The following is a 12,758-nucleotide window of genomic DNA, read 5'->3' on the forward strand; positions in this document are numbered from 1 at the left end:
GACTTACAGATGGTACGAGCGTGAATCCTTTGACTTTTACAAGAGATTCCGGAAAATGGATATGCTGATTGTTATGATTGGATTCCAGGAGAAAAACAATATAGGGGAGAAGGAGATTCATATTTCATCAGGGCTTCCCTGAGTCTAAAGGTGAGCCAAATGCCATACAAATATCTGACATGTGACTGTGCATCCGGTAATGCAAATGAGATGATAAGTATTTATGATCCATCCGCTAAACAATGGCGGACGTGTTCATCAAGCGATCATAATCTTGGCAACTGGGGCGTTCAATATTTATTTAACGTTGCGGTTTTAAATGATACCAGCACCGCAAAAACAATTAAGGCCTATATTGGTCCTGGTGGAGATAGCTCGCTTGTCATTCCCGTAATCAATTTTAATGGAACTGTAGAATGAGCGATCCAAGACACGATGATAAAAATAACCAATGGTGGAACTGGCTTGAGGACAGTATTCCTGCAAATACAAGCAGAACATACCAGTATCAGTTTATACATGCGGCAAACGGATACTCCCCGGCCCTTCATGGATGGAGGTTGGTGTAAGTATCTCCCACAATGCTAGATGAATCAAAAACCCCGGAAATAAAGCTTATCTTCCGGGGCTTTTTATAATATTTCTAGTTTTCGATCTTAATTCCGTAATGTGTAAAAAACAATCGTATCATATCATCTTGTGCATATTCGTTTCCGTTTTCGTCGGAATATCTCAGGATATTAGGGTTATACGCTTGTTGCGGATCCCAATCAAAATCGAAAGAATACCATCCGGCTGGAACCTGTTTTCCGGCTTTATCTTTCTGATCCCAATAGTATATTATATAATATTCTTCCCCGGGTTTCATAGAGCCCTTAAAAGCAGGAAGCTCAATTTTTAAAATTTTTTCATCTTCTGAAGAGATGGTTATATAAGGGGAATATTCTATGACATTCAAGGTTTCTGTCTTAAAATAATCTTTATACTTAGGTGTATTAATGTTGTAAGTAAGAGATATTTTTATCATTATATCCTGACCTGCATCGTATGGTTCTACACCCAGCTCCTTCTTAATTGGATTGCCGCTTGGGCAAATATACGTCATCGCCAAAAAAGGCATGCGATCTATACCGGGCCCTTGATTAAGTTCAGGCCTTTTCATCCATACCATCTGTGGTTTTGTCCTTATCGCCACAAATCCTGAATCCTGCCTCCATATCACTTCACTGCCAAGCGCTTCGGATATAAATCTTACAGGGACAAGGGTGTTTCCCCTGACTATTCTTGCAGGAACATCCAACTTCACAGGCTTTTCGTCTACATACGCTGTTTTTTCTCCCACCACGAGAGATACGGTTTTATTATCTTTTGTCGCGGTTATCTTTTTTGAACTATCATCCCAGTTCACTTGAGCACCAATTCCTCAAAGATGGCCCGGAGGGGGACCAAAACCCTCCCGTTCTCAAGAATCGGAGATACATCAAAATCAAGTTTAAAACCATCTACAGTGACTTTTATTGGCTGAGCAGCAAAAGCAGGGTTGATAAGAGTAACAAGGAAAAAAACACTCAAAAATATCAATGATTTTTTCAACATAAAGAATGCCCTCCCTCTAAAACCTTATTCCGATACTCAAAGTGAAGTAACCCAGTATAAGACAAAAGGGCTTGTTCTCAATTTGGCACTTACTATTCTCAGCGTACATAATAAATTAAGTTGGATTGTGAATGCAGTTTCAGCCACATTACAGATTAGTGGATTTTTATTATCAGATGATGAAACTGATTTAGAAATTGTTCCAAGAGTAGGCTGGTCCATACAACATGAAATGACTCAAAAAGGCACTACCATCTATCACTACCTCCATATATGGGATGATGATGGTACTTACAAGGGTAAAGAAACTAACTATTTTTATATAGATACATTTGATTAATATATGGATGTTATATTCTTTAGACGTAAGGGAGATGTTTTTAGCATATCTCCCCTTTTTATTTCTTATTTTTTAACTTCTTAATCAACCAAAGAATAAGATTAAATAATATAATAATTATAACTGTTGCAGGGGAAATAATTCCATATTTATTATACGTAATATTATACATAAAAAATACCAGCAATACTATAAAACCAGAAATTAAAGCCGAAACCAATTTAATAATTTGCAGATTATAGTTAAATTCACTTTTAAATCTGAAATAAATAACAAAATAAAAAGCTATTGTAAATACTATTAAATAAATAATAATTTCATTAGTAATTAGAATATCGGTTCCAAATATTTTTAGTGTCAATTTAATAAAATCCTCTCTCTATCTTAATAACTTTCTCGAAGGACAATATATTTAATATTCTCATAACGCCAAAAAGTTAACATTTTTATTTATTCCTTTATTCATTATACCACCATCCTTTCGCCGTTCATACCCAAAAAACCGCCAGTTGTACCGGAAAAAGCTCCAGTTGTTCCAGAATGGCAGGAAATTTCAAACAAATGTAGAAGAAATCATAAGAAAAATCAGAAAGGAGGCGAAAACCATGTTCAAAAAAATCAGCAAAAGCCTTCTTGCATCTCTAGCCTCAGTAATAACCTTAGTCGCATTTACAGGCGTGAGTCCCGCCAGCATATGGATACTGTACGAACCAGATATCCCGGACGCACTAAAAAAAGCTTCAACGAGGTGAAAACTAAACAATAGAGACAAAGGCAAACTTATCGAAAGATAAGGGCGCAAAGCCACAGGGTCTAAGGCGTTTGATGCGCTATGACAGTCTGGCTGCCGCTATTTCGACATATTAAGGCCTGCCGTCTTTCCGATAGGCGGGTCTCTTTTTTGTCCTTTTAATAGACAAAAAAATTCAATGAAACGGGGACGATAATGGTGGCTAAAAAACCTAAACTAAAAGAACTCATACTCAAAGCCCAAAGCGGAGACAAAGAAGCTCTCAGCCAAGTGGTTGAGCGGTTTGAACCTATTATTAAAAAATATTATTAAAAAATATGCCCGCCGCTTCGGCGGTGAAGATGCTTGCCTGGAGATTGTAGAATGGATAATAAATGCCACAAAAAGATACAAAGAAAAAAGCACCTGGGGCAAGGAAGAACTGAAAAACATTTTCACCAACAGAAAAAGCAACTAAAAATTTTATGGATTTTTAGCCGCACAGGATCTACGCCTATCTTGGGACTTTGACCGGTGCCGTTACCGCCACAGTGCTTGTAGTTAAATTAGACAAGCTCAAAGGTGGTGAACGATAATGATTCTGTACAGTCCATATACCTAACAACTTTGAACTTAACAGAAAAGCATGGTTCTTAACAGGTGCTTAATCTATCGCAACAAGGTCTACGCTATAATCTTCTGTCTCTACCAGAAACTTTCTATTATCCGGAGAAGGCGCTGAAGGGGATCGTGCTTCCACTGTTTTAAAATCTTCCCCTGCTACAAAGAGGATCTTATCGAGCATAACCAGTTGCAGAGTGTTGCCATTGCCCCAGTATACCTTTTTAACATCACCCCGGAAGATTTCCCTGGTTTCTTGTTTTTCAATGTCATGCAAGACTATTGTTTCGCCTTCATCGCTTTGGGAAATCAATGCTATAAGGGTTCTATCCAATGATGGCAGAAGGTCTTCCGTCAGACCGACATATTGCTTGTTTCCTTTGGAGTCAATCCGAAAAGCCTTCCTGGATTCCTCTTCTGCCACATATAGGTTGCCGCTGTTGTCAAAGGCAACACCCGTGATATTCTTTGGCGCTTCCGACAATTCCCTTGATTGATTCTTTTCCGGGTCATAAACCATGGCCATGGTCTTGAGGGAATGGGGCTCCGATTGCTTAACCAGCACGAGCCTATTTTCCCGGGGATACCAGTCAAAATCATAGATGTTGTCTATTAGGTCAACTTTACCTGTTTTAATATCCAAGACCACCATTTGATAGAAGGTTCCCCATCCGATTTCTAAAATAAATCCAAGCATGTCGTTTGAAGGCGACCATGAAGAGCGCTTAATAAACGCTCCCAGGTGGTAATTAATGTAATCCTCCTGGTAATCCAATTGGGCAACTTTTTCCTTCTTTTGCCCGTCAAACTTCCATATCTCCAGAGGAACACTCTTGTCGGATTGATAGGCAATGTAGTATAACTCTGAGCTATCCTTGGACCAGAGAATCGGGGTCTCGGTTATATAATCATCATTCCTGAAAACTTCTTCTGAAATTGTCCTAACAGATGGGCCGGGTTCCGGAACCACTTCGGTTTTTACTTGATCTTTTCTTGCCTGCAAGGAGCGACCCTGGTTTGCCAAAACAACTGAAAGAATGAGCACAAGTTTTGTTATAAAAATGACCTTTTGACGCAATTGACGATTCACCGCTTTTAATATCATCATTGATTCTCCCCTCCTTGCCTGTATAATTAATTACCCCTGCATCAAGAAGGCAATTTATTTTAATTGCCTTTCTTATCTGTCAGTATTCAATCAGAACAATTATTGACCAGATGATTAGCAGAACAAATGTCCTGTGCCGCTTGAGCCTGAATCCATTCTTATTTCACTCCCGTTAAATTTATAGCAATATATCTGGTATTTTAATTATACCACTCCCTTTCCGCCGTTCATACCCGAAAAACCGCCAGTTGTACCGGAAAAGGCGCCAGTTGTTCCAGAGCGGCAGGAAACGACAAAAAAATGTAGAAAGCATTTAGAAAGTTTATAATGATCCGGGAGGAGTGAAAAATGTTTCCCATACCCTGGTACGTGGCAGCTCTCGTGTCAGTACCTGAAGCCTTTTTGATTCTGGCAATTTCCATCAAAATGATGAAACAGGAAAACCCGAATTATAGCAGAATATTCATCATTTCTGCAATTCAGGGGATCATCACTCTGATAATAAGAAAAATACCCATAGGTATATCCCAGTATTTTTTATCGAGTTTTCATATGGTGATACTTATTGCGACATTGACTATGCTGTTCAGCTTATTGTGCAGGGTAAAGGTTCAGCATTGTTTCATACCAATTTTTATAGTGACAGTCATATATGGCACCATACAGTATATAGTTGTGTTGCTTGTGTTGAACCAACTCAAAATGCCGATTTTCATCCTGCAGGAAAATCCCTGGCTGGATATAGCCCTATTCCTTCCCGTTGCGGGCATTACTCTCCTCGTTTTTTATCTTATTTATCATTTGAATTCGTTTGAAGAATTATAGATTATACTATGAAGCACAATATATCATTTTTGAAAGGGTAGGTGAGAAGGGCATGCTTCAAAAATGCTCCAGAACATTGTCAAAATTGATTGTCCTTGGCGCAGCCTCCGATAAATATGAAACCGATGTCATAGAATACGGGCTCGTGATTATTTTAGGCACTTTTTTAAAATTCACGACCATACTGGCAGTATCTTTAGTGCTGAACACTTTTACCGAAACAGTGGTAAGTCTTGCATCTTATGTGCTCATACGCCATTTTGCCGGAGGAGCGCACTTGAAAACTTATGGTATGTGTTTTTCTTTGCGACACAATACGAAACAAGCTCAAACTTACCGGGAAAGTCCCTCTGCGGACCGATGAAGGCATTGTATTTCTTAATCTGGATGATATTGTTTTCATCGAAAAAAATGGCATAGTAAATGTAAATTTAATCGACATGATACAGAATTTGGGCGATTCATATATAATAACATTTCATAATTATGACAAAACGGTGCTGATGAGTAAAAACAAATTCCAGTTTTTAAAGGAAAGATTAATATAACAGCGGGGCATGGTAAAAGTGATTAATAAAAAACCTCATGATAATCTTTGCATTTACAGTTCAGATGTTTGCAATACTCATATGAAAATGGCAAAAGGAGGTGAAAGCTATGGCCATTTTCAATGAGAAACATGAGGATGATTTTTAAAGGATTTGACAAAAGAAATGATGAAAGACATGGATTTTTATGGAACCGTATATTGAAAAATGGATCAAATATAAAACTTACAGGTTTTTGAAGAAAAACTATGAACGAAATAAAAAAGAGGCATTAATATTAAATTGTCCGGTGGCAATGGGAGATGACCAGGTCGAGGAGATCGACCTGAACGCTGAAAAAGACAAGAAGCTGCAATCAAGCAGAAGTAGCCAAAATGTTGAGAATTAGCCAGTCAAAGGTAAGCAAAACAATGAAAAAAGCCATGAAGGAAATGAGAGGTTACTTAAATCAAATCGGATACAAAAGAAAGAAGTGAGAAAATGCAAGAAGATATGTTGCAGCAGAGAGGGGTTATGGAAGAAAATATAATAAAAAAATACATGCCGCTGATATTGAAACATTCCAGTTTGGCACCAGAAAATGACAGGGAAGACCTTGAACAGGAATTGATTATTGAGATAATTGAGCTTTATAGGAAGGGCAAGTGTCAATAACCAGTTCGTAGCAAAAATATTTGAGAAAATGTTTGAAAGGGAGAATGTGGTATGGACAAAAATATAATCAGATTGATTACGGTCATTTTATCGGCAGCTATATTTTTGGTGTTATTAAATCATAGTATGGTATTGGCAGATTTTCAAAACAGCCTGCCTTTATCCGAGATAGGAATAAAATCATATCAATATTTGAAAAGCGGTCAGTGCTCTATAGAGGAGAAAGGCTCAGAAAATATAAGTATCTCAGGCTATACAACAGCATATAAATTGGTTGACTCCATCGGTATAAAATTTTATCTGGAAAGATATACAAGCGGGAAATGGTCCGATTATAAAACATGGCCGACCATTGATGAATATAATACTTCTAAAGTTTGGGGCAAGATAAATTCCATTTATATCCCGAAAGGTTATAAATACCGATTAAGAGCTGTTCATTCGGTTAAAAAAGGCAACATTACAGAAACAGGTAAATCTTACAGTTCTGACATAACAATAAAATAAATTTTAAAAAAGATTTTAGAGAGCAGAAATGCTCTTCTTTATTTTTTCTTTGAGAAGGAAAATCAGCCCAAAATAGAGAATTATGTTAAAAGATGGATTTATGGGGAGAGATTTCTTTGGTTGAAAATAGGAATGGGGCCAAAGAGGATATAGTGGCGAAAATGAAGTTGCTGGCGGACCTGTTCTATAAGAGCACATATGGTGCGGCTTATTTTGCCTGTCAGGATTCGGAGATTGCAAAGGACGCCACTCAACAAGCATTTCTTATAGCACAGGAAAAATTGTATGAACTGAGAGACGCCGATAAGGTAAGAGTCTGGCTTGCAAAAATAGCCATGAATCAAGCCAGAGATTTTCTGAAACAGAGGAAACCGTATGTTTTTACCGATAATATCGAACAATTCAATACTCCCGTAGAAACCGTAGAAAATATCGTGGTCTTAAGGGAACAGATAGAAGTGCTAAAGGGGATAGTGAGAAAATTATCACCGCAGAATCAATTGATGTATTATCTCAAGTTTGTTGAAGAAAAATCTGATTCAGAAATAGCCCGAATGCTTGATGTGCCTCAAGGTACTATTAAATCCAGAATATCCCGGCTCCGGCAGGCCATAAAAGTGGCTATGGACAGAGAATACAATAAGATTCATTTGAATATGGCAAAAGGGAGTGAAAGCTATGGCCATTTTCAATGAGAATCAGGAGGATGAATTTATAAAGGAATTGACAAAAGAAATGATGAAAGACATGGAGATGCCGCCGTTGGAAGAATTCTGGGCGGACCTGAAACCGGCTATTCAACGTAAGAGTAAGAAAACGAGATTTTTTGCATTTAATAATGTGCGGGCCATTGCAGCAATGCTTCTTTTAATTGTGTTATCCTTTTCCATATTTTTTCCCGGGAAAGTTTCCGCTTTCGGCATCCGCATCATGAATGCCATACGAATTGTTATAAAAGGCCCCTTGAACAATATATTGATGGGATCTGGAGAAGGAGTGGAAGCTGGGGAAATAAGCGAAACGCAAACTCAGGAGTTTGCCCTCAGTGAAGTGCGCATTACGGATTTAAAACAATTAAAGGATTTGCCAGATGCGGTTCTTATGCCCGTATGGGTTCCCGAAGGTTATAGATTTTCAGATGGCATATATGAGCAAGTGGATAAGTCCGTTCACAGGTTAAGGCTAAACTTTCAAAACCAGGAAAAACAGGAGCTGTCAATCCTTGAAGTGTATTCGAGCAAGAGAAGTGCCAGCGGCTATATGTATGACAGTGATGATGCTCAGGCAAAAGAAGTGCAGGTACGGGGGAACAGCGCTCATTTAATAAAATTTAAGGACGGTTCCTATGACCTGCTGTTCGTAGAAAACGGCCATCAGGTCACCGTCTCCGGCTTTGTAACAGAAAAAGATATAATAAAATTAAGCGAAAAGTTACAATATACCGATTAGAATCCAGCTTATGGAAGGTTCTATAAAATTTTTGTGGAACTTTTTTATTTAAAAATGCGGCTTCACCGTTGTTGTCCTTAGTACAGCCCGTTAACAATATCATTGCTACTGCAACAAAAGATATGACGAGTCCTGTAATGAAGAAATTTATATTTTTTCGATCAATTGTTATTCTGCTTGTAGAATATTAGGTAAATATCTACAATTCTTTCAAGTTTCATAGCCTTTACGCCTCCTAAAACTTCAAATAGTCTTTGTAACCCGATAATACGTTTGAGTTATTTTCCAGACTTTAATTTTAACCACCCTCTTTCCCATAAATTACCCTTCTACTATATATAAAGCACATATTCCGCACCCCTTCAAAAAACAAATTAACATTTTTTAATGAACATCTCAAAAAATTTTTCAAAAAAAGCCAAATTGGTAAAAATTGGACTTGTACTTTTTTCAGAATTGTTGTATTATGATAACTGGTGATGTTATGATGAACAAAATGAAAATATTCAACGCAGGCCCAGCACCAGTTATCTCCGCCATATGGGAGCAACTAAATATAGGCAAAAACCTGGATAAACTCTTACCCTGGGATGCTTCCCAGTGCAAATTATCCCCGGGGATAAGAATAAAAGCTCTGGTCATAAACATCCTTGCAACAAGAGCACCCCTTTATTTAGTCAGCAGATTTTACCTTTACCAGGATCTTGCCAACCTCTTTGGTAAAGGAGTCCTTTTGCAAGATTTAAACGATGACTGCCTTGCAAGAGCATTAGATAAACTTGCAGAATCAAACCCCAAGAAAATAATATCATCCATTATTCTGCAAGCATTAAGCAGCGAGGATATAACCATTACACATCTTCACTCAGATACCACATCTGTAAGTGTTTACGGTGAATATGAAAATCAAGAAGACGATGACCTAAATTCATTCATAAAGCTGGTATGTGGCCATAGCAAAGATCACCGCCCGGATCTAAAACAGCTAAAAATAGGCCTGTGTGTAAATCAAGATGGTATACCGGTATTAGGGCAGCCTCTAGATGGAAATAAAGATGATAAAACATGGAACAATGAATTTATCGATGTCCTGTCAAAAGACCTTGATAAAATTGACTTAACATCCCTCATCTATGTAGCAGATTCGGCTCTAATAACAAAAGATAACCTAAAAAAGATGCATAAAAAACTGTATTTTATTTCAAGATTTCCCGCCACCTTTGAACTGGAGAAAAACCTCATTGACCTTGCATGGAAAAAGAATGATTGGACCTTTATAGGCAAAATCTCCAATCAAAAAAATGCCGCCGAGTATAAAGTTCAGGAATTTATCAGGACAATTGATGACATTAAATACAAGTTTGTAGTAGTTCATTCCTCCAAACTTGATAAAAGAAAGACCAAAAGCATAGATAAAAAACTGGATGAACTATGCAAAACACTTAAAAAAGAAACTCGAGAATTAAGCTCAAGAGAGTTTTTCTGCAAAGCCGATGCTCAAAAGCAAATAGAGCTTTTCAAAAAAGATCATGATAATGATTTTTACCCATTGGACTTTCAAGTAATTGAAAGAACAAAACCTGTAAAAAGAGAAGGTAAGGGCAGGCCCCCAAAGGATTATATACCTCAAACCAAGACAGTATACCAGATAAAATGCACTTTAGGAGAACTCGACAACGATGCCAAGCAAAAAGCTTTAGAGCAGGCCAGCTGTTTTGTACTTATTACAAACAGGCTGGATAAATCTCCTTATGATATTCTAAAAGAGTATAAAAATCAAACGACTGTAGAGACATCCTTTAGATTTTTAAAGAGCCCCATCTTTCTTGATGCCATATATTTGAAGAAGGAAAGCCGAATAGAAGCTTTGTGTTATGTACTCTTTCTTGCTCTTTTCATCTACCAGATACTGCAAAGGCGTATGAGAAAAGCTCTGGAAGAACAGGGAGAATATATCTTCGTAGCAGGCAAAGTAAAGACTGAAAAACCAACCGGCAATAGGATTCTTGAGTTATTAAAGCCTATACAGACCATAGGCTATGTTGAAGGTGACAAGGAATGCCGGGCTCTTCCCGAGATTCCTAATGAGGAGCCTTTGGAAAAGATACTTTCCCTAATCGGTTTAACGCCGGATATTTATACTTCCATTAGGGAATATCCGCATTATCTTATTGAATAGATACTTATATTTCACTTGGTAAAAATTATTGATCCATTACATGGAAGGGTGCGAAATGTGGGATAAAGACATGGAGCCTCAAAAATTATTCCATAAAAATCCGCTTTTCTAAAAATTTTTTTAAAAAAATGGAACTTTTTTTGTGTTTCTTCGTCTTTTATATAGGTAAATGCAAAAGAGGGATTTTTATGGAACCGTATGTTGAAAAATGGATCAAATATAAAACTTACAGGTTTTTGAAGAAAAACCATGAACGAAATAAAAAAGAGGCATTAATATTAAATTGTCCGGTGGTAACGGAAGATAATGAAGTTGAGGAAATCGACCTGAAGGCTGAAGAAGATAGCATTTTTGAAGACCAGGCATGTGATAGGTTGGTTTTGAGACAAGCTTTATCAATTCTTTCGCCCCTTGAGAGAAAAATTGTCATCTTATCAAAGGTAAGAGGTTGCAGTCAAGCAGAAATAGCCAAAATGTTGAGAATCAGCCAGTCAAAGGTAAGCAAAACAATGAAAAAAGCCATGAAGGAAATGAGAGATTACTTAAATCAAATCGGATACAAAAGAAAGAAGTGAGAAAATGCAAGAAGATATGTTGCAGCAGAGAGGGGTTATGGAAGAAAATATAATAAAAAAATACATGCCGCTGATATTGAAATATTCCAGTTTGGCACCAGAAAATGACAGGGAAGATCTTGAGCAGGAATTGATTATTGAGATAATTGAGCTTTATAGAAAGGGCAAGTGTCAATAAGCAGAGTTTATAACCAAAATATTTGAAAGGATGATGAAGTATGAACAAAAATATAATCAGACTGTTTACGTTCATTTTATCGGCAACCGTGTTTTTGGTGATATCAAACAGGACCACCAAAATGATGGTGGTCCTTACTCTTTTTTCTTTTTTAGATTCGCTAATATCCATTCTTATCCCTATCTATTCCAATATCCATATATCAGAATAATAATTACATATAATTCATGGGCTTTAACCCTTCAATACCTGCTAATGGCTTGACTTCAGCATCATCTTTATCACTCTCAATATAATGCGAGTTCTCTGTTTTATAATCTTTAATCTCACTTTTACTTACCGGGGCGCCAATTTTACTATCCGCAAAGACGTATTGCATGTTTAGCAATAGCAATGCGATCATGGTGATTATAAAAATGACATTCTTTTTCATAGAACACCCTCCTTGTATTTTTGATATACACTTTTTATCTTATCTTCGCTAAAAGGCAAGCCATACATAGTGTATATTGGCGTGTAGACGTGTAATTCACCATCTGTTTCATATTTAAGCACAGGATTGAAACAGTATAGATCATATTCATTTAAGTCATTAAACACTATCTTTATTTCTATTTTGTCGCCTCTATTAAGAGTTACATTGTCGAAGTTATTGACTTCTTTATCATTAATCAGTGCTATGACATCTTTTTTATACTCTTCGAAATTGCCCGCATCTATATCATGGATTATTATTCTTCGCGGGGAAATAGAGGTCAGTGCAAAGGAATATGTGTGCAAGGATGTGCTTGCTGAAGTATGTGAATTTATTTCAAAATTTGCCTCCCGGTCCTCATAAACATTGAAATTACATTCTCCGATCCGGTAATAGATAATACTACCATCATCAAGATGTAAAGCTATTTTATCCGTTTTAAATGTACCTGGCGTAGAATACTTAATTCCTAAGATCAGAGAATATAAACGCATATCTTTATAATTATCACCATCAATTATTTCATGTTCATTTACCTCAATTCCATTTACATTATAGAAAGAAATTTTTTGAGCTTTGTTTAAGATATGTTTCAACTGGGGATTATTCCTATCATCGATGAAAATTAAATTAATTGAAGTCTTATCTTGTCTTAACCCGTTTATATACATTTTGTGATTTAAAAATGCGGCTTCATCCTTGTTGTCCTTAGTACAGCAAGTTAAAAATAACATTATTGTTACTATAGCAAAAATACAAAAGCCAATAAGTTTATTCCTATTGTTCATTACTACAACCTTCTCCCAATATAAGCATATTTCAACTGATATCCGGCAGCATGTAACTACTCACACTTTCTGCCATCATTCTTGCTCAAATAGCTGCTTATTCAAAAATAACCGTAATAGCTTTTTGGAAAATTGCTCTTGTGATTAATCAATTACGCCCAATGGAACCACCCTCTTTCCCATAA

At 36.8% G+C, this 12,758-nt stretch carries 20 protein-coding genes, 1 pseudogene and 1 riboswitch; of the genes and pseudogenes, 17 read left to right on the top strand and 4 right to left on the bottom strand.

Annotated features, from left to right (window positions below; genetic code table 11):
- Positions 1 to 159 precede the first annotated feature (159 nt).
- Positions 160 to 420 carry a hypothetical protein gene (locus tag AC6I1H_RS11750; RefSeq protein WP_497737769.1) on the top strand — a complete coding sequence of 87 codons (261 nt, stop codon included), beginning with the start codon at positions 160 to 162 and terminating at the stop codon, positions 418 to 420.
- Positions 417 to 569 carry a hypothetical protein gene (locus tag AC6I1H_RS11755; RefSeq protein WP_497737770.1) on the top strand — a complete coding sequence of 51 codons (153 nt, stop codon included), beginning with the start codon at positions 417 to 419 and terminating at the stop codon, positions 567 to 569. Before AC6I1H_RS11750 ends, AC6I1H_RS11755 begins: the two co-directional genes overlap by 4 nt.
- Before the next feature lie 74 nt (positions 570 to 643).
- Here the strand turns inward: AC6I1H_RS11755 and AC6I1H_RS11760 are convergent.
- Positions 644 to 1,596 (bottom strand): annotated as a pseudogene (locus AC6I1H_RS11760) (copper amine oxidase N-terminal domain-containing protein).
- Here AC6I1H_RS11760 and AC6I1H_RS11765 point away from each other — a divergent pair.
- The 4 genes from AC6I1H_RS11765 to AC6I1H_RS11780 all read left to right on the top strand — a co-directional run bounded on the left by AC6I1H_RS11765 (position 1,541) and on the right by AC6I1H_RS11780 (position 3,144).
- A complete protein-coding gene (locus AC6I1H_RS11765) occupies positions 1,541 to 1,936 on the top strand; it encodes a hypothetical protein (protein ID WP_497740896.1) in 396 nt (131 codons plus the stop codon). The pseudogene AC6I1H_RS11760 and the gene AC6I1H_RS11765 sit on opposite strands and share 56 nt — an antisense overlap.
- Before the next feature lie 605 nt (positions 1,937 to 2,541).
- Positions 2,542 to 2,688: a cyclic lactone autoinducer peptide gene (locus tag AC6I1H_RS11770; RefSeq protein WP_497737765.1), complete on the top strand. Its 147-nt coding sequence runs from the start codon at positions 2,542 to 2,544 to the stop codon at positions 2,686 to 2,688.
- A gap of 11 nt (positions 2,689 to 2,699) precedes the next feature.
- A riboswitch (cyclic di-GMP riboswitch) is annotated at positions 2,700 to 2,788 on the top strand.
- 94 nt (positions 2,789 to 2,882) lie between these two features.
- A complete protein-coding gene (locus AC6I1H_RS11775; RefSeq protein WP_497737771.1) occupies positions 2,883 to 2,999 on the top strand; it encodes a helix-turn-helix domain-containing protein in 117 nt (38 codons plus the stop codon).
- A complete protein-coding gene (locus tag AC6I1H_RS11780; protein WP_497737772.1) occupies positions 2,971 to 3,144 on the top strand; it encodes a hypothetical protein in 174 nt (57 codons plus the stop codon). Before AC6I1H_RS11775 ends, AC6I1H_RS11780 begins: the two co-directional genes overlap by 29 nt.
- Positions 3,145 to 3,330: 186 nt before the next feature.
- Here AC6I1H_RS11780 and AC6I1H_RS11785 read toward each other — a convergent pair whose 3' ends face one another.
- Positions 3,331 to 4,395 carry a hypothetical protein gene (locus AC6I1H_RS11785; RefSeq protein WP_497737773.1) on the bottom strand — a complete coding sequence of 355 codons (1,065 nt, stop codon included), beginning with the start codon at positions 4,393 to 4,395 and terminating at the stop codon, positions 3,331 to 3,333.
- Positions 4,396 to 4,743: 348 nt separating this feature from the next.
- On the opposite strand from AC6I1H_RS11785, the gene AC6I1H_RS11790 reads away from it, so the two are divergent.
- The 11 genes from AC6I1H_RS11790 (at position 4,744) to AC6I1H_RS11840 (ending at position 11,310) form a co-directional block, all read left to right on the top strand.
- On the top strand, positions 4,744 to 5,220 hold the full coding sequence (locus AC6I1H_RS11790; RefSeq protein WP_497737774.1) for a hypothetical protein: 477 nt from the start codon (positions 4,744 to 4,746) through the stop codon (positions 5,218 to 5,220).
- A 52-nt stretch (positions 5,221 to 5,272) separates the two neighbouring features.
- Positions 5,273 to 5,584 (top strand): accessory gene regulator B family protein, encoded by a 312-nt coding sequence (locus tag AC6I1H_RS11795; RefSeq protein WP_497737775.1) that lies wholly within the window; start codon positions 5,273 to 5,275, stop codon positions 5,582 to 5,584.
- Positions 5,508 to 5,768 carry a hypothetical protein gene (locus AC6I1H_RS11800; RefSeq protein WP_497740898.1) on the top strand — a complete coding sequence of 87 codons (261 nt, stop codon included), beginning with the start codon at positions 5,508 to 5,510 and terminating at the stop codon, positions 5,766 to 5,768. Before AC6I1H_RS11795 ends, AC6I1H_RS11800 begins: the two co-directional genes overlap by 77 nt.
- A 187-nt stretch (positions 5,769 to 5,955) precedes the next feature.
- Complete coding sequence (locus AC6I1H_RS11805) at positions 5,956 to 6,156, top strand: hypothetical protein (RefSeq protein ID WP_497737776.1); 201 nt, start codon at positions 5,956 to 5,958, stop codon at positions 6,154 to 6,156.
- 92 nt (positions 6,157 to 6,248) lie between these two features.
- Positions 6,249 to 6,422 (top strand): hypothetical protein, encoded by a 174-nt coding sequence (locus AC6I1H_RS11810; protein WP_497737777.1) that lies wholly within the window; start codon positions 6,249 to 6,251, stop codon positions 6,420 to 6,422.
- 51 nt (positions 6,423 to 6,473) lie between these two features.
- Positions 6,474 to 6,929 carry a DUF6147 family protein gene (locus AC6I1H_RS11815; protein WP_497737778.1) on the top strand — a complete coding sequence of 152 codons (456 nt, stop codon included), beginning with the start codon at positions 6,474 to 6,476 and terminating at the stop codon, positions 6,927 to 6,929.
- A gap of 116 nt (positions 6,930 to 7,045) precedes the next feature.
- Positions 7,046 to 7,624: an RNA polymerase sigma factor gene (locus AC6I1H_RS11820; protein ID WP_497737779.1), complete on the top strand. Its 579-nt coding sequence runs from the start codon at positions 7,046 to 7,048 to the stop codon at positions 7,622 to 7,624.
- The gene (locus tag AC6I1H_RS11825) at positions 7,608 to 8,378 is read left to right on the top strand and encodes a DUF4367 domain-containing protein (RefSeq protein WP_497737780.1); all 771 of its coding nucleotides are present in this window, start codon (positions 7,608 to 7,610) and stop codon (positions 8,376 to 8,378) included. The genes AC6I1H_RS11820 and AC6I1H_RS11825 overlap by 17 nt, the downstream gene beginning before the upstream one ends.
- 487 nt (positions 8,379 to 8,865) lie before the next feature.
- Positions 8,866 to 10,557: an IS1634 family transposase gene (locus AC6I1H_RS11830; protein ID WP_497737676.1), complete on the top strand. Its 1,692-nt coding sequence runs from the start codon at positions 8,866 to 8,868 to the stop codon at positions 10,555 to 10,557.
- Positions 10,558 to 10,745: 188 nt separating this feature from the next.
- Positions 10,746 to 11,132, top strand: coding sequence for a sigma-70 family RNA polymerase sigma factor (locus tag AC6I1H_RS11835; protein WP_497737781.1), 387 nt, complete (start codon positions 10,746 to 10,748; stop codon positions 11,130 to 11,132).
- A 4-nt stretch (positions 11,133 to 11,136) separates the two neighbouring features.
- Positions 11,137 to 11,310 carry a hypothetical protein gene (locus AC6I1H_RS11840; RefSeq protein ID WP_497737782.1) on the top strand — a complete coding sequence of 58 codons (174 nt, stop codon included), beginning with the start codon at positions 11,137 to 11,139 and terminating at the stop codon, positions 11,308 to 11,310.
- A 214-nt stretch (positions 11,311 to 11,524) separates the two neighbouring features.
- Here the strand turns inward: AC6I1H_RS11840 and AC6I1H_RS11845 are convergent, their stop codons facing one another.
- Together AC6I1H_RS11845 and AC6I1H_RS11850 are read right to left on the bottom strand one after the other, a co-directional pair.
- Complete coding sequence (locus tag AC6I1H_RS11845; protein WP_497737783.1) at positions 11,525 to 11,743, bottom strand: hypothetical protein; 219 nt, start codon at positions 11,741 to 11,743, stop codon at positions 11,525 to 11,527.
- Complete coding sequence (locus AC6I1H_RS11850) at positions 11,740 to 12,573, bottom strand: hypothetical protein (RefSeq protein ID WP_497737784.1); 834 nt, start codon at positions 12,571 to 12,573, stop codon at positions 11,740 to 11,742. The genes AC6I1H_RS11845 and AC6I1H_RS11850 overlap by 4 nt, the downstream gene beginning before the upstream one ends.
- Positions 12,574 to 12,758: the final 185 nt, after the last annotated feature.

The sequence above is a fragment of the Biomaibacter sp. TOL genome (genome assembly GCF_059717795.1).